The organism is Aquiflexum sp. TKW24L, assembly GCF_023502205.1.
GTDB lineage: Bacteria > Bacteroidota > Bacteroidia > Cytophagales > Cyclobacteriaceae > Cognataquiflexum.
On sequence record NZ_JAMFLG010000016.1, the window covers coordinates 83,650 to 109,435 of the forward strand.

The 25,786-nt window shown below is 38.5% G+C and carries 27 protein-coding genes; 11 read left to right on the forward strand and 16 right to left on the reverse strand.

Annotation, left to right across the window (positions count from 1 at the left end; genetic code table 11):
• Positions 1–42: 42 nt before the first annotated feature.
• The 3 genes from M3O96_RS12215 to M3O96_RS12225 form a co-directional block, all read right to left on the reverse strand.
• A complete protein-coding gene (locus M3O96_RS12215; RefSeq protein WP_249720876.1) occupies positions 43–288 on the reverse strand; it encodes a DUF308 domain-containing protein in 246 nt (81 codons plus the stop codon).
• A complete protein-coding gene (locus M3O96_RS12220; protein ID WP_249720877.1) occupies positions 285–650 on the reverse strand; it encodes an HdeD family acid-resistance protein in 366 nt (121 codons plus the stop codon). The genes M3O96_RS12215 and M3O96_RS12220 overlap by 4 nt, the downstream gene beginning before the upstream one ends.
• Before the next feature lie 123 nt (positions 651–773).
• Positions 774–1,778 carry a helix-turn-helix domain-containing protein gene (locus tag M3O96_RS12225; RefSeq protein WP_249720878.1) on the reverse strand — a complete coding sequence of 335 codons (1,005 nt, stop codon included), beginning with the start codon at positions 1,776–1,778 and terminating at the stop codon, positions 774–776.
• A 595-nt stretch (positions 1,779–2,373) separates the two neighbouring features.
• On the opposite strand from M3O96_RS12225, the gene M3O96_RS12230 reads away from it, so the two are divergent.
• Positions 2,374–3,003, forward strand: a complete 630-nt coding sequence (locus M3O96_RS12230; protein WP_249720879.1) for a sterol desaturase family protein — start codon at positions 2,374–2,376, stop codon at positions 3,001–3,003.
• Between the two features lie 85 nt (positions 3,004–3,088).
• Here M3O96_RS12230 and M3O96_RS12235 read toward each other — a convergent pair whose 3' ends face one another.
• Entirely contained in the window at positions 3,089–3,643 is a 555-nt protein-coding gene (locus M3O96_RS12235) for a ferritin (RefSeq protein ID WP_249720880.1), read from the reverse strand.
• Positions 3,644–4,074: 431 nt separating this feature from the next.
• On the opposite strand from M3O96_RS12235, the gene M3O96_RS12240 reads away from it, so the two are divergent.
• Complete coding sequence (locus M3O96_RS12240; protein WP_249720881.1) at positions 4,075–5,415, forward strand: Gfo/Idh/MocA family protein; 1,341 nt, start codon at positions 4,075–4,077, stop codon at positions 5,413–5,415.
• On the opposite strand, the gene M3O96_RS12245 is transcribed toward M3O96_RS12240, so the two are convergent.
• The 3 genes from M3O96_RS12245 to M3O96_RS12255 are packed head-to-tail and all read right to left on the reverse strand — an operon-like array spanning position 5,416 to position 7,799.
• Positions 5,416–6,033, reverse strand: a complete 618-nt coding sequence (locus M3O96_RS12245; RefSeq protein ID WP_249720882.1) for a hypothetical protein — start codon at positions 6,031–6,033, stop codon at positions 5,416–5,418.
• Positions 6,034–6,093: 60 nt separating this feature from the next.
• The gene (locus M3O96_RS12250; protein WP_249720883.1) at positions 6,094–6,654 is read right to left on the reverse strand and encodes a GNAT family N-acetyltransferase; all 561 of its coding nucleotides are present in this window, start codon (positions 6,652–6,654) and stop codon (positions 6,094–6,096) included.
• 20 nt (positions 6,655–6,674) lie between these two features.
• Positions 6,675–7,799 carry a pyridoxal phosphate-dependent aminotransferase gene (locus M3O96_RS12255; RefSeq protein ID WP_249720884.1) on the reverse strand — a complete coding sequence of 375 codons (1,125 nt, stop codon included), beginning with the start codon at positions 7,797–7,799 and terminating at the stop codon, positions 6,675–6,677.
• Between the two features lie 223 nt (positions 7,800–8,022).
• On the opposite strand from M3O96_RS12255, the gene M3O96_RS12260 reads away from it, so the two are divergent.
• Positions 8,023–8,814, forward strand: coding sequence for a hypothetical protein (locus tag M3O96_RS12260; protein WP_249720885.1), 792 nt, complete (start codon positions 8,023–8,025; stop codon positions 8,812–8,814).
• Positions 8,815–8,873: 59 nt separating this feature from the next.
• Here the strand turns inward: M3O96_RS12260 and mgrA are convergent, their stop codons facing one another.
• The 6 genes from mgrA to topA all read right to left on the reverse strand — a co-directional run bounded on the left by mgrA (position 8,874) and on the right by topA (position 16,971).
• Positions 8,874–9,893 (reverse strand): L-glyceraldehyde 3-phosphate reductase, encoded by a 1,020-nt coding sequence (mgrA, locus tag M3O96_RS12265; RefSeq protein ID WP_249720886.1) that lies wholly within the window; start codon positions 9,891–9,893, stop codon positions 8,874–8,876.
• A gap of 20 nt (positions 9,894–9,913) precedes the next feature.
• Positions 9,914–10,936 (reverse strand): patatin-like phospholipase family protein, encoded by a 1,023-nt coding sequence (locus M3O96_RS12270; RefSeq protein ID WP_249720887.1) that lies wholly within the window; start codon positions 10,934–10,936, stop codon positions 9,914–9,916.
• A 174-nt stretch (positions 10,937–11,110) separates the two neighbouring features.
• Complete coding sequence (locus M3O96_RS12275) at positions 11,111–12,445, reverse strand: YfcC family protein (protein WP_249720888.1); 1,335 nt, start codon at positions 12,443–12,445, stop codon at positions 11,111–11,113.
• 61 nt (positions 12,446–12,506) lie between these two features.
• Positions 12,507–13,838, reverse strand: coding sequence for a flavin-containing monooxygenase (locus M3O96_RS12280; protein WP_249720889.1), 1,332 nt, complete (start codon positions 13,836–13,838; stop codon positions 12,507–12,509).
• Entirely contained in the window at positions 13,831–14,523 is a 693-nt protein-coding gene (locus M3O96_RS12285) for an SIR2 family NAD-dependent protein deacylase (RefSeq protein ID WP_249720890.1), read from the reverse strand. The genes M3O96_RS12280 and M3O96_RS12285 overlap by 8 nt, the downstream gene beginning before the upstream one ends.
• A gap of 123 nt (positions 14,524–14,646) precedes the next feature.
• Positions 14,647–16,971 carry a type I DNA topoisomerase gene (topA, locus tag M3O96_RS12290; protein ID WP_249720891.1) on the reverse strand — a complete coding sequence of 775 codons (2,325 nt, stop codon included), beginning with the start codon at positions 16,969–16,971 and terminating at the stop codon, positions 14,647–14,649.
• 156 nt (positions 16,972–17,127) lie between these two features.
• Here topA and M3O96_RS12295 point away from each other — a divergent pair, with 156 nt between their 5' ends.
• Positions 17,128–17,610, forward strand: a complete 483-nt coding sequence (locus M3O96_RS12295; RefSeq protein WP_249720892.1) for a SixA phosphatase family protein — start codon at positions 17,128–17,130, stop codon at positions 17,608–17,610.
• A gap of 172 nt (positions 17,611–17,782) precedes the next feature.
• Here M3O96_RS12295 and M3O96_RS12300 read toward each other — a convergent pair whose 3' ends face one another.
• Both M3O96_RS12300 and M3O96_RS12305 read right to left on the reverse strand, forming a co-directional pair.
• Complete coding sequence (locus M3O96_RS12300) at positions 17,783–18,148, reverse strand: BlaI/MecI/CopY family transcriptional regulator (protein ID WP_249720893.1); 366 nt, start codon at positions 18,146–18,148, stop codon at positions 17,783–17,785.
• Positions 18,149–18,405: 257 nt separating this feature from the next.
• Positions 18,406–19,155: an acyl-CoA desaturase gene (locus M3O96_RS12305; RefSeq protein ID WP_249720894.1), complete on the reverse strand. Its 750-nt coding sequence runs from the start codon at positions 19,153–19,155 to the stop codon at positions 18,406–18,408.
• Positions 19,156–19,519: 364 nt separating this feature from the next.
• On the opposite strand from M3O96_RS12305, the gene M3O96_RS12310 reads away from it, so the two are divergent.
• Positions 19,520–19,885 carry a phage holin family protein gene (locus M3O96_RS12310; RefSeq protein WP_249720895.1) on the forward strand — a complete coding sequence of 122 codons (366 nt, stop codon included), beginning with the start codon at positions 19,520–19,522 and terminating at the stop codon, positions 19,883–19,885.
• 4 nt (positions 19,886–19,889) lie between these two features.
• Here M3O96_RS12310 and M3O96_RS12315 read toward each other — a convergent pair whose 3' ends face one another.
• The gene (locus tag M3O96_RS12315; RefSeq protein WP_249720896.1) at positions 19,890–20,321 is read right to left on the reverse strand and encodes an AlbA family DNA-binding domain-containing protein; all 432 of its coding nucleotides are present in this window, start codon (positions 20,319–20,321) and stop codon (positions 19,890–19,892) included.
• Positions 20,322–20,449: 128 nt separating this feature from the next.
• Here M3O96_RS12315 and M3O96_RS12320 point away from each other — a divergent pair, with 128 nt between their 5' ends.
• From M3O96_RS12320 to M3O96_RS12345, 6 genes are all read left to right on the forward strand, one after another.
• Positions 20,450–21,013 (forward strand): hypothetical protein, encoded by a 564-nt coding sequence (locus M3O96_RS12320; RefSeq protein WP_249720897.1) that lies wholly within the window; start codon positions 20,450–20,452, stop codon positions 21,011–21,013.
• Between the two features lie 63 nt (positions 21,014–21,076).
• Positions 21,077–21,979: a histone deacetylase family protein gene (locus tag M3O96_RS12325; protein ID WP_249720898.1), complete on the forward strand. Its 903-nt coding sequence runs from the start codon at positions 21,077–21,079 to the stop codon at positions 21,977–21,979.
• A 4-nt stretch (positions 21,980–21,983) separates the two neighbouring features.
• Positions 21,984–22,217 carry a hypothetical protein gene (locus M3O96_RS12330; protein ID WP_249720899.1) on the forward strand — a complete coding sequence of 78 codons (234 nt, stop codon included), beginning with the start codon at positions 21,984–21,986 and terminating at the stop codon, positions 22,215–22,217.
• 84 nt (positions 22,218–22,301) lie between these two features.
• Positions 22,302–22,913: an OmpH/Skp family outer membrane protein gene (locus M3O96_RS12335; protein ID WP_249720900.1), complete on the forward strand. Its 612-nt coding sequence runs from the start codon at positions 22,302–22,304 to the stop codon at positions 22,911–22,913.
• Positions 22,914–23,009: 96 nt separating this feature from the next.
• Positions 23,010–23,981 carry a deoxyhypusine synthase family protein gene (locus M3O96_RS12340; protein ID WP_249720901.1) on the forward strand — a complete coding sequence of 324 codons (972 nt, stop codon included), beginning with the start codon at positions 23,010–23,012 and terminating at the stop codon, positions 23,979–23,981.
• Position 23,982: 1 nt separating this feature from the next.
• Positions 23,983–25,698, forward strand: coding sequence for an OmpA family protein (locus tag M3O96_RS12345; RefSeq protein ID WP_249720902.1), 1,716 nt, complete (start codon positions 23,983–23,985; stop codon positions 25,696–25,698).
• The last annotated feature ends 88 nt before the right edge of the window (positions 25,699–25,786 follow it).

The following is a 25,786-nucleotide window of genomic DNA, read 5'->3' on the forward strand; positions in this document are numbered from 1 at the left end:
TACCTTATTTATCCAAATAGTATTTTTAGATATTGCAGGTATTTAGGACATTTTATTTTTCAGATTTTGTAACAGCTCTTTGGCATCACCACCTTTTTCTTTGATCTTCTTGAGTGCAAAAGCGAGGGTAATATTAAATAATCCCAAAGAGAAGAATGCCAAAGCAGTAAAAACCACAATGGTCAATCCTCCTAATGTCGGATTGAACAAAATCATCATGGAGAAAATGACTGACAATGCCCCACTAGCCAAAAGCCAACCCCATCCGTCAGAGCCGTATTTTTTCATGTCGAATGCAAAACCGAAGGTGGCAAAGCCTTTGAACATAAAATAAAAGGCATTGATAAATGGAGGACGACCATGGTGACAGCAGGATTGAAAAAAAGTACCGCACCTACTACAAAATCAAACATGGCCCCTGCAAAATGCCATCCCCAATCGTCGATTTCATTCCGGTTATTGATGGAGAAAATCAATTGAAAAATACCTGAAACGAACATAAACGAAGCAAAAATAATAGCCAAACTCATGTAACTTTTGACTGGAGTGGAAATGGTCCAAGCCCCAACAAGAATGAATAAAACACCAACCAAAAGTGGAAGCCACCAGTTTTTGATCATAAATCTGCTTTTTTTAAGTACTGATTCCATATTAGTTTTGTGTAAATGTTTGGGTTGTAAAAATATTTAATTCAAGATGTAAGGATTTTTGGGTTTCATTTCGGTTTGTTTCATGATATTATTAAAAATACCTATTTGCTCGATCAAGCCCGTTCACTCACTCATTGATGCCAACTTGATTTCAATTTTTTTCCTGAGCTTATTAAAAAACTGCATCCTATCCTTTTCTCCAACAGTGCTAACCATAGTAGATTTTTTGATCAGGTTATGGAGATTGTAAAACATGGCATCATTGAATTTGGGATCCATAGAGCCTATAAAGTACATCACACTGTGATTGAGATAGGTAATCCGGACGTTGTCCAACTCCGCGATAATGGTATTGTCACCAATGACAAAATCATTGACATACATGGTGAATGGTGCACTTTCGGCATTTGGCTCTTTTCCAAGAGGGAATTTCAAGCCCAATTCAGCCATTTTTTCTATATGGTTGACCACCTCCAGCAATTGCTCAAATAATATTCTCAACTCCTTCTGAGAGGAAATCAGCCCCATGTCATTATATAATTCAATCTGCCTGATGGTGACATTGATCCCTTCTTCATTCCAAACTTCCGTGGTAGGGATTTGATTGAATAAATTAATCATTTTGGTACTAGTATCCTTGAGCTTATAGTATAGCAGGTTATCAAAATTGAATTTTTCATTCTTGAGACTTTCATTGTGAAGAATAGATTTCATCCAAAAAAAGAATTTAAAGGAAGCCAATTCAGGAAAATACAAATGGTAAAAAGGAGGGAGGTCCTTTACGAGATAATACATGTGTTTCTTTTTCTGAATATGAAACATCTGTAATTGCTTCAGCACATCTTCAAACCAATCATCAAAACTGTCCTTGGTGAATGAATTCAATTTGCCATGGAATACGATAGCGTTGGTTTGCAGATTGAATATCTGATCGAGGGAAACATTAAAATGTTGGCTGATTCTTTTGATTTCCTCAAGGTCGATAAACTTTTCGCCACGGATCCTCCTGTAGGCAGAATCGTTACTGATTTCCAATAAATCTGATACTTCATCCACAAGGGACTTATAGGGGGGTAGTAGGTTTCTTATATGTTGGAAAAACTGAACCTGAATTTCTGAGTTGCCCATAAATATTTTAAAGAGTTTTGTTTAAAGATTTCCCGAAACTTGAGAACAATCCTAACCTTTTAATTTGAATTATCGGAATAAAATTTTGTTGTGGCCTTTTTAATAATCAGATATTGACTAATTTAAATACAAATACAGAATATTCCTAAATAAAATTCTGTCAAAACTCTATAAAAATATTTATATGACTATTATAAGAAAAATTTATGAATTATCGGATGGATTCAAATTGAATAGCTTTTTTCAAATTTGGTTATAATGAGTTGATGATTCAATATTATCAAAAATATTCCTTCTTGATAGAAAACTCTATTTTTTGATTTTAATCTAAAATCCCATTTTGAATAAATTTTTTTGGGAAGAATATTTAAAGTTGGCTTTGGTTTTAGGATTTTTTCAAAATTTAATAAAATTGGCTCCCCGCTCGCCTATTTTCCTGAATATATAACAATCAGGTCTTTAGCCTGCTTTTTTTCAATTCGCTTAGGATTCACGCCGCAGGTAATTTGGTATCAGAATTGGAAATGACGGTTTAGCATGTTTGTCTTGGATAAGCCTCGTTTCCTGAATTTTTATAAACAAAACTCAAAACCAAATGGAAACCCAAAGAATGTCCTCCGCAAAAAGAAAAGAGCTTTATGAAGCAATCAATTGCATCATGGTATTTGCTATCATCACCACCGTATTGGTCTTGGGAGCAGGATTGACAGCATCGTCCACATTCAAGTTTGTTTTTCTATTGGCCACAGGTTGGCTTGCATGGACCTTTACCGAATATTTTCTTCACAGATTTTGGATGCACAACCACTTCAGGAATGTAAACAGTAAACTTTATAACCTTCATATGAACCATCATAAACATCCTCAAGAGATAAAAATTGACGGGACCCACCGGACTATTATGTTTTCGTTAGGACTTGTGTTGGTATATTTTGCCTTGATATGGAACAATTATTTTACCTTGTTTTTAGGATTTTACATCGGAATGACTTTTTATAGTCTACTCCATATTATGCTTCACAAACCTTATGGTCGATATGTATTTCCCAATGTCCAAAAAGCCCATATCCATCACCATGGAAAATATCCTGATAAGGGATTTTCATTCAGCACGATCCTTTGGGATTGGATGTTTGACACCTTACCTCCAAAAGATGATGTCATTTCGAAAAAAATGTTGGATTTCTACTTCAAACCTGATGATGAAAGGCCGAATGAAAAATAGCCAAAAAAGTGATTTCTAGCACAGCATGGCATAAAAAAAGGGAAAAGCATTTGACCGCTTTTCCCTTTTTGTTTTATTTATTTTTTTAAATCAGTTTTGAACTTGCAGCGGCGGCTTTGCCATGAAGTTTACCTAGTTCTTGGTCAATAGTCCAAAGTCCAATTCCTTCTTCACCGATAATATCAAACAATTCCAAAGCCCTTCTAGCCAAGGTTTCTTCTTCTCTCTGCTCAGTCACATACCATTGCATAAAACTGAAAGTTGCAAAATCCTTGATCCCAAAAGCGTGGTCAACGATCAAGTTGATAGATTTAGTTACTTTGATTTCATGTTCGAGGATAAGCTCAAACACCTCACGCAAAGAATTGAAATGATGTCTTATTCCTGTAATTTCAGGTTGGATAGCATGTCCACCTGCTTCATTGACGTAATGGAAGATTTTCATCATATGCATCCTTTCCTCATCTGCATGTACATAAAGGTATTGGGACGCATTTTCATAACCCATCATATGACACCAAGAAGCCATTGATAAATAATATGCGGAAGATTTACCTTCCATTTCAACCTGTTGGTTTAACAATTTTTCTGTATCGATTAACAAAGAACGCTGAAGCGTTACGATTTCTTTTGGTTTCATGGTTATTACATTTTAATACAAACTTAACTAATTTGGATATATAAGGTTCCCAAAAGCTGATTTTTCAGGAGAATTTAGATTTGGTATAAGTAAAAATCTAAACTTTCGGTTGATAAGGAATTAATTGTACATGCAATCTTGCAAGCCGCATCACTGTAATTGGTCAAAGTTATGGGCAAGTGGAAATAAGCACATTACTTTGATCCTTTTATGTAAAAAACACTTTAACTGGATGACAATTTAAATTAATTAGCTAAATAAGGATTTCATCATATCAAATTGACTTTCCTAAAGCAAATTTATGCACATTTATACTATTGGCTTTTTGGTAAGTTGGTTATGCTTTATATTTAAAAATTATGTGTAACTATTTGTTGACATAATACCCCTCAATAAGAATATGTACCCTTTAAAAAAATAACCAAAACACCATGAATTCAAGAAGAAAATTCATCCAAAATGGCCTATTGCTATCCGCAGGATTAAGTATGCCCGGCATTATACATGCTGATTCATTTTCCGCACTCAGAAAGAAAATTGCACCCTCGGACCAGTTGAATTTTGCTGTGATAGGAGCCAAAGGCATGGGTTGGTCCAACATGAATGCCCATCTCAAAATGCCCAATGTCAACTGTGTAGCGATTGCAGACATTGATCAGAGTGTGCTTGACCAGCGGTCAGAAGATATCAACAAACTTAGGGGAAAAAAGCCTCAGGTCTATAAGGATTATCGCAAGATGCTCGAAAACAAAGACATAGATGCAGTGATCATCGGAACCCCCGACCATTGGCATTGTCTGACGATGGTAGACAGTCTTTCAGCAGGAAAACATGTTTATGTCGAAAAACCAATTGCCAATACCATAGAGGAATGTAACCTCATGGTAAAAGCCAAGCAGCGTTATGGAAAGATGGTGCAGGTAGGTCAATGGCAGCGTAGCGGTTCCCAATATGCTGAAGCCATTGCTTATGTCAAATCGGGAAAACTTGGTCAGATCAGGTTGGTCAAAACCTGGGCATATCAGGGTTGGATGAAACCTGTTCCGGTCAAGCCTGATGGTCCCGTACCGCAGGGCGTAGATTATGATATGTGGTTAGGACCTGCTCCGAAGAGACCTTTCAATGAAAATAGATTTCATTTTAACTTCAGGTGGTTTTGGGATTATGCAGGCGGATTGATGACAGATTGGGGAGTGCATGAAATTGATATTGCCTTATATGCTATGGGAGTGACTGCACCTAAGTCTGTTATGGCTTCAGGTGGAAAATTTGCTTATCCGGATGATGCGTCTGAAACTCCAGATACCTTACAGACCGTCTATGAATATGATGGATTCAACATGCTTTGGGAACATGCCACCGGTATAGATGGGGGAAATTACGGAACCACAGAAGGTATTGCTTTTATTGGAAATAATGCCACTTTGGTAGTGAATAGGGGAGGTTGGAAAGTAATCCCTGAAACAGAAAACCAAGATGGAAAAAGAGTCAATAAAATCGAGGAAATTCAATTGATCAAGCCTAATGGCAATGCCCTAGATATCCATGCGCAGGGGTTTGTCAGCTCCATTATCGAAAATGATGCGTCAAAACTAACCTGTGGAATAGAGACAGGCAGTATTGCTGCCATCAATGCCCAAATGGGAAATATCGCCTATAAAACAGGCAAGAAGGTATATTGGGATGCGACTAAAGGTCAATTTACAGATTCGCAAGCAAACGCTTTGATGAAAGCCAATTATCAGAATGGCTGGAAATTGCCAAAAGTATAATCAGGGCTTAAAAGAAGAAAGATTGAGGGGAAGGTTATTGGTTCCGGTAGCCTTCACCCCATCTTTTGAAATCCAGTTATGGGTGATGTTTACCCTATTTTTTTCGAAGTCAAATTGAATAATTATTTTTCCATTGGCTGGATCATGAATAGACTCAAAGATCAGTTCATCAGGAAAGTAATTGAAGCCAATGCTAGGTCCTAAAGAAAAATTTTTCTCTTCTAAGTTTGCTATCACCGCAGGTTCTGTAACTCCTGAGCTTGGATAAACAATATATTCTCCACTTTGAAGAGGAAATTCAGGCAATGTTTTGCCGTTGGTAACAGAGTAAATTACTAGTGACATTACTGATGAATTGGCAATAGATGGTTGGGAGAATTTCTCATCGGTAGAGAGATCGAGTTTTGCCCACACATGAGAACTTGCACTGGAAAAATTGACCGGTCCTGTAATGGTAAGCTTGGCGGATTTGAATTCAATTTTTTTGTCGCCAAAACTAAAATTGCTAAACTCCATTAAAGGATCCTCTCCATCATCTGTTATCGTACATGCCGAAATTCCAAAAATCAAAAAAGCTAAAAATATAACATTGGAATTTAAAAATTTTTTCGTCGTCATGAGGTATTATGTTTTCAGATAGGAATTTAACAAAAACTGTTCCTCAAAAACTCAGGATGTTCACCAATCATTTTCTCTTTTGACATATTCCCATTCCTGCTTGAGGATACCATAATATATGGTGTCTCTTCGCCTTCCTTTCGTCATCAAAGTATGGCTTCTCAATACACCCTCTTCGATGGCATTGATGTTTTTTAGTGCCTTTCTTGCTTGAATATTTAGAACATCAGTTTTGAATTCAATCCGTTCTAATCCCAGAACGTCAAAACAATAGGTCAACATCAATCTTTTCACTTGGGTATTAATTCCCCGTCCCTGAAAATCCAAACCTAACCATGTCCAACCGATTTCTAACCTGCTGTCTCTTTCAGAGATATTGCCAAAAGCGGTAGAACCGGCAATTGCCCCTGAAGATTTATCGATGATTACAAATTGTAACCTTTGATTCTCAAATGCCGGCAATGCCCAACTTGACAGTCCTTCCATTGTAGAAAGATCATGGGTGAAAAATCGCCACATTTCAGAATTGGAAGATAAAGCCGAGAGTTGGGGCAGGTCAGCTTCTATCAAAGGCCTTAACAAAACATGCTCATTTTCCAGTATGATGTTGAAATCAATCATTTAATAATTTTTTTCCTCTATTAGCCCAAAGTTTCTTTGAGGACTTTATTAAAGTAAGCCACCTCTTCGATGGTACCTGTACTTACCCTACACCAATCATTCAAGGGAGGAAAAGGTCTACCGACTACTACACCCTTAGCAAGCATTGTTTTGGCTAGTTCCTTGGCATCCTGATTTGCATGGAAAAAGACAAAATTTGCCTGAGAAGGAAGGTAGGTCAATTTCAATTCATCCAGTGTAGTCTCGATCATTTTGCGGGCTTCGAGATTTTTTTGAAGACTGAATTGGTAGAATTCTGTTTCTTGAAGCGCCGCTTTTCCTGCTTCTATGCCCATGATGTTGGTATTGGCGACAACCCTTTCGGAAAGGTTTTTAGCAATATCAGGTCTTGCGACTAGGTATCCAAGTCTAATGCCCGCGAGGCCGTAAACTTTAGAAAGGGTTTTGGAAACAATGATGTTTTTCCCTTCTTTCACCAGTTTGACCATAGAAGGATAGTTTGGATCTTCGATATAGTCACAATAGGCCTCATCGCTAAAGACCATTGTCTTTTTACTTACCGTTTCGCAGAAGTCCAAAACCTCATTGGCAGGAAGTAATTTCCCGGTTGGATTATTGGGATTACAAAGAAAAACCAGCTTGGTTTTTGAAGACACCCTTTTTTCAATTTCTTTCAGATCATAATTTAGGTCTTTGTCCAAAGGAACCCAGTTGATTTCAGCTCCCCAAACCTCTGCATAAGTCATCATGGATAGGAATGTAGGCAAACCTGAAATCACCTCATCGCCTTTGCCTGCATAGGTTATTCCGGTAATTTTCAGGCCTTCTGTAGATCCTGCTACCAATACAATGTGGTCAGGAGTTACCCCTTCTTTCTTGGCGATCATTTCAACCAAAGGAGCATTATAACCCCAAGGATACCTACAGCTATTATCAAAAGCATCCGACATGGCCTTCCTGACTTTTTGCGAAGGTCCGTATGGATTTTCATTCGATCCTAGTCTTATTGGGTTATCCAATGGACGGGGATTGAATTTCCTAATCTCTTCAGCGGACAATGAACTAAATGCTCCTGTACCTGTGAGTAATGCAGCGCCTCCCGCCAAAGAAGCACTTCTTAACCAATCTCTTCTAGAAAATTTCATATGATTCTGATTTGAGTCAAAATGTAATAATATCAGTTTTTTATTCCTAATCCCTGCTCCGGGGAATGCACTTTATTGGTAAATATCGCCGAAACAGAAAATATTTTACCAATTTCATAAACACAAGAAAAAAAACTAGATAAATATTGTCATTTTCAAAATAAAGTACTTAAATTTTATCGAATACTTATCAATTAGTCTTTAATCCCAAAATTATACTACCATGAAAAAATTAATAATTTTCTTGTTTGTGGGGATTTTTGCCGTTTCTATGGCAAACGCCCAGGCGCCAACTTATCTGGTATTTGAGTTCATCAAAGTAGAATCGAATCAGACTTATGATTTTATCGAATTCAAAGATTTTATGGAAAAAATCTACAGGGCAGCTATCAATGATAAAAAGATCATCGGCTGGGATTTTTGGGCACTACAATCCGGCGCTGATCCAAGTGAATTTCAATACATCACCATCACTTATTATGATAACCCGGTGGCGATGATGAACGGATTCCAGGATGAAGAAATGGTCAAATATGCCATGATTGCCTATCCTCATTTGACAGAAAAGCAGGTTGTCGAAAAATTCAATTCGGCTATCCAAAGCAGGGAAATATCCCAAAGAGCCTACATGCAGGAAATATCGACTACAAAGGACAATTTCAACCTCAAAAAAGGATCATTATCTTCCTTTGATATGATGAAAGCAGTAGAAGGTAAATTCCAAGAGTATGAAAAAGCTGAAAAAGAAGTTTTTCTTAAACTCCATCAAAACAGGATCGAAAAAGGTCTGATGGGAAGTTGGAGTCTTTTGAGGACAGCACTTCCCTTTGGAAGTGAGGCCAAATATACCCACTTGACCATGAATATGTATAAAGATTACCTGCAGTTTTTTAATGGGCAGGAATATGAAGACATGGAGTCTACCGCTGAACAAAGGGCTGCCATGGCAAAAGGAATCGAAGCCAGAGAACAGAAATACATTTATCTAGCCACTTTAGAAAATTCTGTCAGGTAAATTGTTAGAAAGGAAGTAACGGTGACAAACTTATAAAGATTGTCACCGTTATTTTTTTGTTAGGATTGAAGGATATCCTCTATTTTTTTCAACTCTTCGGAAGAGAAATTCAGGTTTTTGACGGCATTCACATTCTCTGCCAATTGTTCGGGTTTACTCACCCCGACCAAAACAGTGGTAATCCTAGGATCTTTTAATAACCAGGCTATGGCCATTTGTGCTAGACTCTGATCCCGGTTCAAAGCAATTTGATTGAGTTGCCTCACTTTATTGATCACTGCCTCTGAGACTTGTTCTTTTTTGAGATACCTGCCATCCTTTGCAATTCTACTGTCTTCAGGAATTCCCTTGAGGTATTTGTCTGTGAGGATTCCCTGTTCCAGAGGTGAGAAAGCAATCGAACCGACTCCTTTTTCTCCCAAGACATCCAATAAACCACCTTCTACCCATCTGTCAAACATGCTATATCTCGGTTGATGGATAAATAGGGGAGTTCCCAACTTACTTAGAATTTCATAAGCTTTGGTGGTGTCCACAGCATTGTATTGGGATATCCCTGCATATAATGCTTTTCCTTGTCTGACAATCTGATCTAAGGTTCCCATTGTTTCCTCAAGGGGAGTTTCAGGATCAGGCCTATGATGATAAAAAACATCCACATAATCGAGTCCCATTCTTTTCAAACTTTGATCAAGTGAGGCTATAAGGTATTTTCTTGAACCATGATTGCCATAAGGTCCGGGCCACATATCCCAACCTGCTTTGGTAGAAATAATCAGTTCGTCTCTGTAGGGCAGAAAGTCCTTTTGCATGATTCTGCCAAAAGTCTCCTCAGCAGAACCATAGGGAGGACCGTAATTATTGGCAAGGTCAAGGTGAGTAATTCCAAAATCAAAGGCTTGGCGAAGGATGTTTCTTGCATTTTTAAAATCAGCATTATGCCCGAAGTTATGCCATAATCCAAGGGAAATCATGGGCAACATAATGCCGCTCTTGCCACATCTTCTATATTCCATGGAATCATACCTTTCCGGATTTGCATGATACAAGGGTAGTGGTTGGTGGTCGTTGATATGCATTGTCTTTATTTCAATAAGTTTTAAGATTTATTTTCAATTAGATTAGTGATGATTTCATCAATCTTTTCTTGGTTGTTTTGGACAAAAAGGACACCTGCTCTTTTCAAAGCAGCCATATTCTTTTTAGTGGCATTGGCCATATCAGAATTGGCATCACCGATCGGCGGTTCTAGTCGGACATATCCCTGTCTGTTATTTCCTGCATCAAAGAGCCATTCCAATTGATGCGAAACAGTCTCTGAATTGCCTGACATCATGATATCGATCAGTGGTTTGATCCATTCCACAGTTCCGAAGTTTTTGGCTTTTTTGTAGGGAATAGGTTTTTTGACCGAACCGGTACCGATAGAAATCATCATCATGTCCTTGGAAGTTGGATTGGTAACGTAGTCAAAGATACATTTTCTAACTTCGGCATAGGCACACATCGCCGGATTATTGGCGAATACCCCCCCATCAATTAACGGAAAGGATTCCGCAGCTTTGGATTGGATCAAGGCTGCCTCAAAGTAGGTAGGTGCGGCCGATGTAGCTAGACTTAGGTCTCTGACATAAAAATCCTCGGCTTCGCTTTCAAGGGCTTTAGAATGCTTGAAAAATTTCGCTTTTCTCTCTTCGATATCATAAGAAGTAAAAAGGCAGGGGCGAATCAGCTGGCTCAAAAGCGTGTCCCCAAAGTAATCATTTAAAGATTTTTTCAAATTGGTGTTCGAAAACTTCTCGTCTTTGAGTCCATAGAGTGATTTGACTTTTTGGGAAAAGGGATTGCTGAAAATCTCCTGTCCGTTTTCCAAATACAATTGAACTACCTCTGATAATGTGTATTTGGGTTTTTTGGGATTGCTTTCACTGGGCATGAGCATCCCGCAACCCAATATGCCACCGGTGCTGGTACCTGCTACAAAGTCAACATAATCGACTAGCCTTGCATCAGGATCCAATAAGCGGTCTTGCAGCTTTTGTTCCATCAGGGCCAAAATTGTCCCTGGGATAATTCCTCTGATTCCACCTCCATCTATGGAGATGATGGTTACTTTTTTCATTGGGATTTGGGTCTTGTTAAAAATAATGTATGTATGCAGACAGTACTGCGAACTTTCAATTTTCTTCTGTCCAAAGCTATTCGGTACTGATTTCTAATTCTAAATTTAACACTTTAGAGGAATCTATTTCGTAGTAAAAACAAAGAAATAGCACCTTATTTTTCCCGAAAAATTTCAGTAAAAAATAAAAATACCCAAAACAATGCTAGTCATTCCGATGAGCAGCAAAACAAGGGTTGGTTTCCAAGTAGTCTTCATCCACTCTTTATATGAAATACCTGAAGCAGCCAAAATGGCCATCAAAGCTCCATTGGTAGGTGTGACCAAGTCCATCAGGCCTGCGCCATATTGATACGCCAATACCACCACCTGTCGCGACATTCCAATCAGATCCGCAATCGGTGCCAATAATGGCATCGTCAAAACAGCCTGACCGGAAGTACTCGGGACAGGAATATGCAATATACATTGACCCACCAACATGGAGACCGCCGAAAGACCAAGTGGCAAACCTTCCAAAGGGCTGAATAATCCAAGAATAATGGTATCAATAATCTGCCCTTCCTGCATGATCAGGTAAATACTCCGGGCCATTCCCACTATCACACCGGCAAAAATCAATTCCCCAAAACCCTCCGAATAGGCCCTTGCTGTACCATTGATTCCAAGGTTTCCTATTAATCCTGCCGCCAACCCCAAAACAAAGAAGATGGCTGACATTTCATTGTAATTCCAACCCAAATTGGTCAATCCATATACCATAAAACCAAAAGTGAGCGCAACGAGAATCAAAATTACAACGTGGGAATTGGACAGACTTTCAGGCTTTTTATCTGACATATCCAATTGGGAGGAATTGTCTTTTCCGGTTTTGATAAAATAAGTAATCCAAAAGCCCAAGGCCAAACCAAGAAAAACCAATCGATACAGACTTCCTGAAAATACTGGGACTTCAGCCACTTTTTGGGCAATGATTACTCCAAATGGGTTGGTCGGACCAAATGAACCGCCTATCACCGCTGAACCCAAGCTGAAGGCAATGACCGCGGTTTTGGAATATCCGATTTTGGTAGACAAAACCATCAGCAGCGGAACCATGGCAATTACTTCCTCTTGAAAACCGCTTAGGTTGCCCATAGCTGCAAAGAGAACTCCTATAATTACGGTCAAGAAGGATTTTGCATTTTTGAATCTGAAAATCAAAACTTCCAATCCCCGGCTGAAAGCACCGGTTTTTTCAACCACGTAAAATGCCCCTCCAATGATCAAAATCAAAACCACTACCTCAGCGCCTTCAATGAACCCTTCGGGAATACTCAGGAACATCTTTCCAATGCCGACCGGATTGTTTTCATGTTGCTTGTAGCTACCCTGAACAACTATTTCCCTACCTGAGACCTCATCCAATACCCGATCATAAGACCCTGCAGGGACGATATAAGTCAGCATGGTAGCAAAACCAATGAAAACAAGCATGATGATCAAGGGGTGGGGAAAGGATAGTTTCATGGTGGCAGGGCTTAATTTGGCGTCAATAGGATTGAAGTACAGTTTTTAAACTCTTATATTCTCAGACCAAATCGGAAATAACTTGAACCTTCTTTTTTGAAACATAATCCTTGGGCAAGTATTTCAGCAGCTGCTTTTTAAAAGCATGAAAATCCACAGTAATTGTATGCCTTGGGGTGTCAATTTGCTTGTAATGAGGGTGGGTTACCTCTTTTTCGCAAAGGTCTTTGATATTGGATGGTCTATTCCATTTGCCTGCTATCTCTCCTGCCATGATCTTTGCCTGTAATTCCGCTCCGGGCCAAATACAGCCCAAAGGCTGGAACATACCCACGAAATAGAGATTTCGGAACTCGGGGTGGAACATTTTCAAGTAAAGCGGAACCGGTCCTGAACTGTAGTCAATAAATTTTTTGTCGAAGAAAGGGTGGGAGAGATAGTAACCTGTACAGGCAATGATAGTGTCATATTCTTCTTCATTGTCGTCTTCAAAAATGATTTTCTTCCCATCCATTCTTTTGATATCCGGCCTTGGCTTTACCTTTCCGTGTCGGATTTTGTAGAGCAGTTCATCATTGATAGTCGGATGGGTTTCCCCAAATTTGTTTTCTACTTTCCGCAAACCGTAAAGGTGATTGTCTCCAATCATTATTTTGAGCAATATATCAAAGAAAAAACTCCTGATTTTGAGCGGAATCCAAGCACTTCTTTCCCCGATTTTGTCTGAAGGTTGGCCAAAAAAGAACTTTGGGATGATTCTATAACCACGCCTCCAGGAAATGGCAGTCATTTTACTGACTCTGCTGGTTTCCACAGCGACATCGCAGGCGGAATTGCCACCACCTATGACAAGAACCCTTTTATCCTTGAATGGTTCAGCCTTTTTAAACGAGTGTGAATGCAAAAATTCCCCTGCAAATTCTCCCGGGTAATTTGGCCACCTTGGATTCCAATGGTGTCCGTTGCAGACAACCAAATCTGAGAATTCTTCGGTTTTTCGGATTCCACCTGTTTCAGTGGTAATCTCCCATTTACTTTGGCTGATCCATTCGCAATGAATCACCATGGTATCGAACCTAATATGTTCTACCAAGCCAAAATGATCAGCATAAGCTTGAAAATACCTTCTCAATTCATCATGGGATGGATAATCAGAAACCGTGGTATCAAAATCGTCAAAAGTGAAATCCGAATATTGGGACAGTGTTTTGGAGCTGATTATATGGGTGGTTTCAAAAACGCTGGAGTGGCTTTCATTTTCCGAATAAACCCAATTTCCTCCTACCTCTGAATTGCGGTCAAAGGCCACGGCATCAATCCCTTGGTCCAAAAGATTTTTCAAAGCAGTAATTCCAGAAGGACCAGCCCCAATGACTGCAACTTTTTTAGGCATATTTTAGAATGATTTCTTCAGACATAATTTTGGTTCCAACCGATGCGGGAGCTTCTATTTTGTGAAGCCGATCAAAATTGGATATCTCGGGAATCTTTACATCGATAATGTACTTCGGAGCATTTTTTGGACTGTAGGCGATCAATCCTGCTGCCGGGTAAACTGCCAAGGAGGTACCGATAACGGCAAAGATATCTGCTTTTAAAGTGGCCTCAATGGCTGTCTCGATCATAGGTACATTTTCGCCGAACCAAACTATAAAAGGCCTCAATTGGCTTCCTTTATCACATTTGTCTCCGATATTTATTTCCCAACCATCCATTTCATAAACCAACCTTGGATCCAATGTACTTTGGGATTTAAACAATTCACCATGAAGGTGAAGTATTTTTGATGAGCCTGCCCTTTCATGGAGGTTGTCGACGTTTTGGGTAATGATCGTCACATCAAAAAACTCCTCCAACCGTGTCAATTCATAATGTGCATCATTGGGTTGGACAGAAAGTGCCTGTTTTCTTCTTTGGTTATAAAAATCAAGAACGAGCGTAGGGTTCTTTCGCCAACCCGTGGGAGAAGCGACTTCCATCACATCATGTCCTTCCCAAAGTCCACCACTGTCACGGAAAGTGCTTATTCCGCTTTCGGCAGATATTCCTGCCCCCGTGAGAATTACCAATTTCTTCATTCCAATAGCTTTTTGAATTGAAAAATGAATATAAGCCTCAATCCCAAGAAAAAAAATGAGAAAGCGAAAACAGATGAAAAATCCCTTTTAAGCACAAAAAAAGGGCTATACGCCCTTTTTTATTTATGCCTTCTTTTTGGCAAACTTGCCTTTCTTTTTTGTATCTGGCTGGCTTTCAATTATTTCTAATGTTTCACCATAAGTCAAACTTTCAGCTTCTTTGCCCTTTGGGATTTTGAAGTTATTTTTTCCAAACTTAATATAAGGTCCCCATCTACCATTCAAAATCTGTATTTCTACGTTTTCCTCAAAAGACTTGATATGCTTCTTTTCATCAGCTTCTCTTTTGTCTTCGATGAGTTTAATTGCCTCTTCTTCATTTATCGTCATCGGGTCTTGCTCTTTACCGAGTGAAATAAACTTGTCATCATGTCTGAGGTATGGGCCAAATTTCCCCACTGCTGCAACGATTTTTTTGTCTTCAAAAATGCCTACTTCTCTAGGCAGTTTGAACAATTCAAGGGCGGCTTCAAGGGTAATGTTTTCTATAAATTGCCCTTTCTTCATGCTGGCAAACTGCTTCTCTTCATCATCCTGCTCACCTATCTGCACCAATGGTCCAAACTTCCCAAGCCTGGCAAATATTGTTTTCCCTGTTTTAGGATCTTTGCCCAAATCACGCGCACTATTGATATCTGCCCGGGCAACATTGGCGGTTTCCTCTACCCGCAGGTGGAATTTGCTGTAGAATCCTTCAATCATATCCTCCCAGTTTTGTCCGCCATGGGCAATATCATCAAACTCCTTCTCAACTTTGGCGGTAAATGAAAAGTCTATCACATTTGGAAAATGCTCCACCAAGAAGTCATTTACCACCATGGCGATATTGGTAGGGAAAAGTTTATTTTTATCTGCTCCTGTAATTTCCTTTTTTGTTTCTTTAGCAAACTTCCCTTTCACCAGCTTCATCTCGGTATAGTTTCTATCTGTACCTTCTCTGGATTCTTTGGTGACATAATCTCTTTTTTGGATTGTCGAAATAGTAGGAGCATAGGTAGAGGGTCTCCCGATTCCCATTTCTTCCAATTTCTTCACCAATGAAGCTTCTGTATATCTAGGAGCTGGTCTTGAGAAGGTCTCCCTTCCTTTCATTTCCTCCAAATCCAAGCTTTGGCCTATATTTACCGGAGGTATCAGGCCTTTGTTGCCATTTTCCTCATCCTCAGGCTCATCATCAGTATCTTCCAGATAAACCTTTAAAAATCCCTCAAATTTGATCACTTCTCCGGAAGCAATTAGTTTTTCAGGGGTTGTGGAAATTCCGATCGTAACAATTGTTCTTTCAAGCTGCGCATCAGCCATTTGAGATGCAATAGCACGCTTCCAGATCAATTCATAGAGGCGTTGTTCATTTCTATCTCCTGTCACCTCACTTTTTGCAAAGTCGGTAGGTCGGATTGCTTCGTGGGCTTCCTGGGCACTTTCAGATTTGGTAGTGAATTTTCTAGGTTGATGAAATTCAGGACCAAAAGAGGAAGTGATTTCATTTTTTGCAGCAGTGATTGCATCTTCAGACAGGTTGACACTATCTGTTCGCATATAAGTAATCTTTCCTGCCTCATAGAGTTTCTGGGCCACAGACATGGTTTGGGCTACAGAAAAGCTCAATTTCCTACTTGCTTCTTGTTGAAGTGTGGAAGTGGTAAAGGGAGCTGCAGGGGATTTTTTAGCAGGTTTTTTCTCAAGGTTTTCTACTGAAAAATCTGCTCCAATACATTTTTTAAGAAAGTCTTCAGCATCTGCCTGACTTTCAAATTTCTTGGGAAGTTCTGCAGATAGTCTTTTTCCTTTTACATCAAAAATGGCAGTAATTCTGTAAGCCGATTTTGATTTGAATTTCTCAATTTCTCTCTCCCGCTCCACAATCAACCTCACGGCCACGGATTGAACACGTCCGGCAGAAAGTCCTGCCTTTATTTTTTTCCAAAGGATAGGAGAAAGTTCAAAACCCACCAATCTGTCCAATATTCGTCTTGCTTGCTGTGCATTGACGAGATCAATGTCTATTTTGCGGGGATTATCGATTGCTTTAAGGATAGCATTTTTTGTAATTTCTCTAAAAACAATCCTCTTTGTCTGCTCATCTTTCAAATTCAGTACTTCTTTGAGGTGCCAAGAAATAGCTTCTCCCTCGCGGTCATCGTCACTTGCCAAGTAGATGGTCTCTGCATCCTTTACCAAACTTTTCAATTGCTTGATCACTTCCTTTTTGTCAGGAGTGATTTCATATGTCGGTTTGAATTTATTTTTGACGTCAATCGCATGGTCGCCTTTGGGTAAATCCCGGACATGACCATAACTCGAAGCAACCTTAAAATCCTTACCTAGATACCCTTCAATAGTTTTTGCTTTGGCAGGTGACTCTACTATTACTAAATTTTTTGACATAATTAAGTTTGCTTTAAAAGATGGCTCGCAGCTGTAGCTCTCCATTTAAAATCCTAAAAATAGACTGCAATATATTCCTATCCAAATAAACCTGATTTTCATGTTTTTAATTAAATCGAATTTTGCCACATTTATATGTATATAAATTTATAAAAAATGGCTACCCAAAAATTTTTATACCTCCTAAGACATGGGGAGGCAATACCGGGAATCGGGCAGATTGGAGACATCAAAAGACCACTTTCGGATTTGGGAAAATCCCATATCAAAAGGCTACTAAAGACCCTTGAAGATCGTAAAACAGAATTTGATTTGATATTAATCAGTCCATCGGTAAGGACTTCACAAACAGCGAAAATTATTTCGGATGCTATCCCTCCAAAAAAAATTGTTGTGGATAAAGACATCTATGATGCCGAGGTTGAAGACTTATTGAAAATCCTTCAAAACATAGAAAGCCTAACTGAAAAAATCCTTATGGTAGGACATAATCCGGCTTTAAGTTCTTTGGTCACATACCTGACAGGCGATGAATCGATCAATATGAACCCGGGGATGATGGCAATAATTGAAATATTAGTGGACGATTGGCTGCATGTAGGTAAAAATGCAGGGTTACTTGTAGATTTGATCAATTGAAGTCGACTATAGTGTCATCAAAGTTAGATCCAATATGATGAGCCATAAAAAAAGCGCTTTCAAATTTGAAAGCGCTTTTAGGAATTGATTTTCTTAGATTGATTTTAGAACCGAAATTTCAATTTATTCATTGTGATAATGTCGGTGGTAAATCAAACCATAATGCTTAAGCTTACTTTTTCAAATCACCCTTAACTTCTTCCATGATCTTTTCGACTTCTTTTACGTCAAGGCTTTTATCCTTTGCGTGAAAAGATGCCAGTTTGGCAAATGAGCCACTGAAATATCCTGTAAGAAGGTTCTTGATTGAAAAGCTACGGTATTCGTCCTTGGAAACTATTGGAAAATACTCGTGTGATTTTCCATAGGCTTTGTGATTGACAAAACCTTTTCTTTCCAGAATCCTCACTATTGTGGAGACAGTGTTATAGGCTGGTTTGGGTTCGGACATTTTTTCTAGGATATCTTTTACGAAACCTTTCTCGATATCCCACAGGATCTGCATGATCTGCTCTTCTGCGCGGGTTAGTTCTCTCATAATGTGTTTAAGTTTAAATTCGTTTCCAACTTATCCATTTAGTTTCTTAATTCCAAGCAAAGGATTTAAAACTTTTTTTGGATTTTTTAAAATAAAAAAAATCGGGGCCAAGTTTAGTTCGAGGGAATAGAATTAATTAAAAAAAATCTCTAAAAAATTATGAAAAACAAATATCAACCTTTCAACAGAAAATATCCTGATACAAAAGCAAAAAACCTCCGTTTGGAGGTTTTTAAAGATGAATTATAATTATTTCTTTAAATTGGCCTAAGCTTTATCACTCCTGTTGCATGTAATAACTTCACTATCGGGTAGGTAGGGTCAAACTCATACCATTTTACTGCAAAGTTTGGACGGTTTGGTAATCTGTGGTGATTGTTCTGAAATAATTCTCCCAACATCAAAAGGTCAAGAAGCAAGCTGTTTTTGGATTTGTCATTATTATCAAAGTTGGCATAGCCATATTTATGACCACTCCAATTTACGATAGCTCCATGTACCGGACCCATCATAAAGTGAATCGGTAACAAAAAATACATCCACCAATGTGTGCCTGCCAATTCAAAAACCGAAATACTCAAAACATAGACCAAGACGTAAAAAACACCCCAACCCAACCTCACAATCATGGTATCAGCAAATAGGTCAAATTTATTCCAATCAGGAACATCTTTAGAAAATCTTTCTTCAGGCTTCAATTTGAAACTGAAGTAGTCATTGTAAATATTTTTTGTTTTCCACATCATGGTAAATAGATTTTCAGTATGGTGTGGGCTGTGTGGATCTTTTGGAGTGTCGCTGTAAGCATGATGCATTCTATGGAGAATAGCATATGCTCTTGGAGAAAGATATGAACTGCCCTGACATGCCCAAGTGAAAAAGTAGAAAAACTTTTCCCAATATTTATTCATGGAAAACATTTGGTGGGCAGCGTACCTATGCAGGAAGAAACTTTGGCAAAACAAGGAGAAATACCAATGCAAAAGGAAGAAAACGATTAAAATCACTTTATTAGGATTAAGAATTGTAAATAATGCGTAAAGATATACCCCTATAACCAAAATCTGAAATCAAAGTTGTGGTATCGGATGAAAAATGATGAAAATCATCAAAATGAAATCTATCGGACCAAATCGATATTATAATTTTCATGTTTACCCAAAAAAGAGGGTCAAGGTAGACTAACCAAACCTGATATGGACTCTGTACTAAATAGCTTCTCCTTACAATACGAATCGCCCAAATCTCATTAATTAAGACTATTGAACTGTTTTTGGAGAAAGTATGAATTTAGAAGCTTATGGATTGCTTCCAAGAAAAAATTTGATAGTTTAAATTCAGTTCATATTTTTGTCGGGAAAAAGAACGATTATGGGCAGATCCAATGACGCAATAAATATCATCATTCAATTGGTCCTTGGGGCAATTTCTGTTCTCATAGCCCAATATATCCTGCCAGGCGTGGCTGTAAGTGATTTTTTCACAGCTTTGGTTGTGGCTGCATTGTTGACCCTTTTGAATTTGACCATCAAACCTATTCTCATCTTCCTGACAATACCCATTACAGTATTGACTTTGGGGCTGTTTTTACTTGCGATAAATGCCATCCTCATTTTATTGGCGGCGGAGATCATTCCCGGGTTTTCAGTGGACGGATTTTGGTGGGCTTTGGTTTTTAGCCTTATCCTGAGTCTGATCAATTCCCTCCTGGGGGTTAATTTTGGTCGAAATCGTTAGTTTATTATTCAAAGTAGGGAAGGGTATGGTCATCTAACCTTTTATAATAGAGCAATTCGCCATTTTCATTTTTAAAAAAGTGTTTTTGAGTTGATTTTTGAACATGAACTAATAAAACGGACTTTTCTATTTCAATGTTTTTTTCATCCATTCCCAGTGTTTCAAAAAGCTCAAAGTGAATTATTGGGGGAGGTGTGCAATTTTCAGATATGGCTTTTTCGACCATGAAGATTTCTTCTTCCGGGTCTATTCCAATAATTTTTTTGTTATCTGAAACGCCGATTACTATAATCCCACCTTCAGTATTTGCGAACGCAACCAAAGTTTTGGCTATTTTTTGTGGTGATTTTATCAATTGTTTAAAATCGATTGTCTGGCTCTCTTTTCTTTTTAAGAGAATTTTTAAAAATTCTTCATTTTTTTTAGGGGTCAACATTTTTTTTTATTATAAATACTTGTATTTTAAGTACTTAAAACCAAAATAAATTACATATATACCACATGCGCTTTTAAGTTAACAGAAACCGTTGTATGTTGTCTTATAAATCCACCAACTTTTCTAATATGAAAAACCAAAATGAAGGTTTTGTTCCAGAAACAATTGCTGCCTTAAAAAAAGACCTTGAAATTTCCAAAAAGAATTTTAAAATTGTTCCGGGTGAGGATAATTCAGAGGAATTTGTCAATTTTTATTTCATAGGAATGCACGAAGGCAAAGAAGTGATATATGATGCTGCTTTATACACTTTAAGACTTCATCATGCTTCCGAAGTTTATGAGCTCGCAGAGCATGAAGCCGCCAAGAAATTTCCAAATTTTAAGGGTATTCATTATGAAGAAGATGAAAATGGAAACCTCAAGCCTCTAAGTAGTGAGGAAGAGGAAATAGGATGGTTTATGACCGAAATTATCATGGACATAGAAGAAGATGAATCTGTCAAAGTTCAGGAATTTGTTGATGTGGACATGAACCATGATTATGGAATTGGGTTGGATGCAGCTTTGAATGTGGATGTTATTGATGAAAGAGTTATTTCAAAATTTGTCAAAGAATTTAATGATGACAGTTTGGTTTTGGATGATACACTCTATGCATTCCAGTCTGAGGAAGAGGATGTAGATGATTAATTAGCTATGATTTTTCAAACCATTATTGAAGACGCTTGTTAACAAACAAGCGTTCTTTATGTTATGCTCAAAATTGCTTGGTCACCTATTTATTGCCATCCACTTCCGGAGGGACACCGATTTCCAATGGAGAAATACAACCTGCTTCCCGAACAACTTTTATATGAAGGAACAGTTGCGGAATCTAATTTTTTTACGCCTTTGGAAATGGAGGATAGGTGGGTTCTTACTACCCACGATCTATCATATTTCGAAAAACTGAAATCCCTTAGCTTAAGCAAATCTGAAATTAGAAAAACGGGATTTCCCCTCAGTCAGGAATTGATCGAAAGGGAAATTCATATCATGAATGGTTCTGTCCAAGCAGCAGAATTCGCACTTCAATATGGCATAGCTATGAACATTGCGGGAGGAACACATCATGCTTTTGCAGAAAGAGGAGAGGGATTTTGTTTGTTGAATGACATTGCGATTGCTTCAAATTACCTAATCGATAATGGATTGGCTAAAAGAATATTGGTGGTAGACCTTGATGTCCACCAAGGAAATGGAACTGCCAAAATTTTTGAAAAGAACCCAGCTGTATTTACTTTCAGCATGCACGGAGCTTCCAATTATCCTATGCACAAAGAAACTTCTGATTTGGATATCGGTTTGCCTGACAATATCGATGATATTCAATACCTGAAAATCCTAAAGGAAACGCTTCCAAAATTAATTGATTCCTTTGAACCGGATTTTATAATGTTTCAGAGTGGGGTTGATGTATTGGGTTCAGACAAGTTGGGAAGATTGGGTTTGACCATAGCAGGATGTAGGGAAAGAGATAAAACAGTTTTGGAATTGGCCAAAAACCACTCCATACCAATAATGTGCTGCATGGGCGGAGGATATTCCGAAAAGATAAGCCTCATTATTGAAGCACACGCAAACACATTCAGGCTTGCACAAGATTTATACTTCTAGATATATGGATACTTTAAAAAGAAAATGGCTCAAATATGCGGTTTTGGGGATTTTAGTAATGGGTTTTGGATTTAGTGTTTTAGGGGAAGGAATGATAGCCAAAGCTTTGGGGAAACCAATTCTAAACTGGTTTTTGATTGGTACAGCAGGTTTGTCATTGATTTTTGCTGGATTATCGGTCTTTGGTCAGGCGGTAGTGTACAAAACTATGATTGACCAAAAGAAAAAAGATCTTTAACGGAAATTAACATATGACCCTGCAAATAAAATTTGCAAAAAAGATACTTTGTTTATATTTGCGCCAATTAGAAAATAGACAATCGTGAAAAAAACAGCAAAATTATTAGTCTTAGCGGGAATTTCAGCTTTGACTTTTTCCTCGTGTGACCAAGCTGGTAAAAACACAGAGGGAGCGGTATCAACCGAATCAAGTGAATCAGTAAGTGTGGCAGACCTCAAAGTAGCCTATGTGCTGACTGATAGCGTCATCGCTAGATATACTTATTTCAAAGAGAAATCAGGAGAAATTACCCAAAAAGGAAAAAACTTTGAAAGTGAATTAGGTACAAGGGCAAAAGGATTTGAGCAGGAAGTTGCGAATTTTCAGCAGACTGCCCAAGCAATGACTCCTAATCAAGCGAGAGCAAAACAAGATGAATTGGTAAAGAAAGAACAAAACTTAGTCACATACAGGGATAACATCATGCAGGAATTGTCAGGTGACGAATCCAAATTGTATAGTGATGTATATGATCAGATCCAGGCGTTTTTGACAGAATATGCTGAGGAAAATAACCTTGAAATGGTCCTTTCCTATACCCGTGGCGGTGCAATCTGGTATTCAAACAAAGCATTGGATATCACAGATATAGTTGTTGAAGGTATTAATAAAAAGTACGAAGCTTCTAAAGTTCCTACTCCTGCAAAAAAATAATACTACCCATTTCAAAAAGCCCGGCACTGCGTGTCGGGCTTTTTTTATGTTTATATAATTGGTACTTTTGCACCGAAAAAATCCAATAACTCCAATATGAAAATTACAGAATTTTTAAAACATAACTTTAGACACTTTAATGCTGCTGCGCTTATCGATGCTGCAGAAGGCTATAAAACGCATCTTGACAACAATGGTAAAATGATGGTCACTTTGGCCGGTGCCATGTCTACAGCGGAATTGGGAATCTCCCTTGCTGAAATGATCCGTCAGGACAAGGTACAGATCATCTCCTGTACCGGTGCCAATCTGGAAGAAGATGTTTTCAATCTTGTAGCGCATGATTATTATGAGAGAATTCCCAATTATAGAGAATTGTCCCCTGAGCAGGAGCAGGATTTGCTAAGCAGACACATGAATAGGGTGACCGATACCTGTATTCCTGAAATGGAAGCCATGAGACGGATCGAAAATGTGATTTTGGAGGAATGGGTAAAAGCAGATCAGGCAGGGCAAAGTTTTTTCCCTCATGAGTTTTTCTACAAAATTCTATTGTCAGGCAAATTGGATGCAAGCTTCCAAATTGACCCAAAGAATTCATGGTTGCTCGAGGCAGCTAAAAAGAATCTGCCGATGATCGTTCCCGGATGGGAAGATTCCACTTTAGGTAATATGTTTGCCGGACACGTGATCGCCGGTGATGTGAAAAATGTTCATACAGTCAGGACTGGTATCGAATACATGATTTTCCTTGCAGATTGGTACACCCAAAATGCAAAAGATGAAAGTACAGTCGGATTTTTTCAAATTGGCGGGGGAATTGCTGGAGATTTTCCGATTTGTGTTGTTCCAATGCTTCACCAGGATTTGCAAAGAACCAATGTGCCACTTTGGGGTTATTTCTGTCAGATTTCCGATTCTACGACTTCTTATGGATCTTATTCCGGAGCAGTACCGAATGAAAAAATTACCTGGGGCAAACTTGGACTTAACACACCAAAATTTATCATAGAATCAGATGCTACAATTGTGGCACCCCTGATTTTTGCCATTGTCCTCGACCAATAAAATGAATTTAAAAAGTAAGAGAATTTCATTAAAAGCAAGTGGGTTTATCCTGCTTGCTTTTTTCCTTTTATCCGCTGTTTCAGCCCAGGAAATCACCCAAATTAAGCCCTTAAATTCACCATATGATGAGCAAAACCCTGTTTTCTCGCCAAACGGGGAATTGTTTTTTACCATCGGTTTTCATCCGGATAACAGTGGTGGCCCGACAGACTTTGGTGATATATGGTACAGCAAAAAAGATGGGAATGGAGCTTGGTATAAGCCTCAAAGAGTTGCTGATTTGTCTACCACAGGAAATGATGTATTGATTGGTTTTTCTGATGCTTTGACAGCATTGGTATACCATAGTGGTCAAAATGGTAAGAAACAAGGAATCCATCAATATTCCAGATTCGGCAATTCCTGGAATTACCTCCGTCCTTTGGAAATGGGAAATTTCAAAAACAATGGCACCTATTTCAGCGGGAGACTTTCTTCCGATAGCAATACCCTTGTCATGTCAATGGCATCCTTTGGGAGTTTTGGAAATGAAGATATTTATGTCAGTTTCAAGCAATCCGAGTCGGTATGGACTTCTCCTTTGAATCTTGGACCACAAATTAACACCTATGCACAGGAACATACGCCTTATCTTTCGGATGACCTGAAGACCTTGTATTATTCTTCTAATTCCAAGGATAGCAGAAAAGGGAAAGACATTTTCTATTCCCAAAGAATAGGAACCGATTGGAATAAATGGACTAATCCCCTTCCATTAAATTATACTAATTCGCAAGGGTCAGAGATGAGTTACATGAAATTCCCCGGGAATGATGGCAATGCACTTTTTACAAGTACACAAAACAGTGAAGGTTTTGGAGACTTTTTCATGGTCAAATTCCAGACCATCGAACCTTTAGCTCAAGAGGAAGTCACCATCCCTACACTGCCAAAAGCAATTGTTCAGGAACAAATTCTCCCAAATAATGAAACTTTGGCGATTGTGGGAAAAATGGATTCAGTAAAAACAAATACCGAAGCAATCAAACCCATTATTCCAACGATCTTGGCTGATACGGTAGCTAGAATAGCCGAAATCACACCTGAAGAAACTCCTGTCAAGCCATCAATCTCCAAACCAATACAAAGGAGGGAAATGGTTAAAGTCTTGGATGCCCAAACCAAAAACCCTATAGTTCACAAAATAGAAATCAGCAATGAAAGGGGTATAAAAAAAGTAATGCCTAGTCAGGAGCAACTTTGGAGTGAATTGGAAGATTCCCAATGGGTAAATTTCACAGTTAGCTCGAAAGGGTACCTTCCCCAGCTTTTGGACAAAACCAGTTGGATGGAAGCAGAAGGAAACGAAATTTTGTTGAAACCTGCTGTAGCAGGAACGGCTATCATCTTGGAAAATATTCAGTTCAACAGGGGTACATCTGATTTTGCAGATGCAAAGTCTATCCAGGTTTTGGATGATTTTGTATTATTTCTCAAAGAAAATCCTTCCATCAAAATCAGATTGGAAGGCCATACAGACAATGCAGGAGATCCTTCCCTCAACAAAGACTTGTCAATGAAAAGAGCCTCAAAAATAAGAGCCTACCTGACCATCAATGGAATTGAATTTGAAAGAGTCAGAACATCCGGATGGGGTGGGACACGCCCGATTGCCGATAACAATACCGAGGAAGGAAGAACCATCAACCGAAGAGTGGAAATGCTCATTGAAAATTAAAATGAATTGATAATAATAGTTTAGTAATTGGTCATATATTATTGATTATCAATAATATATGACCAATTATTTTTTTATTTGGATTTAA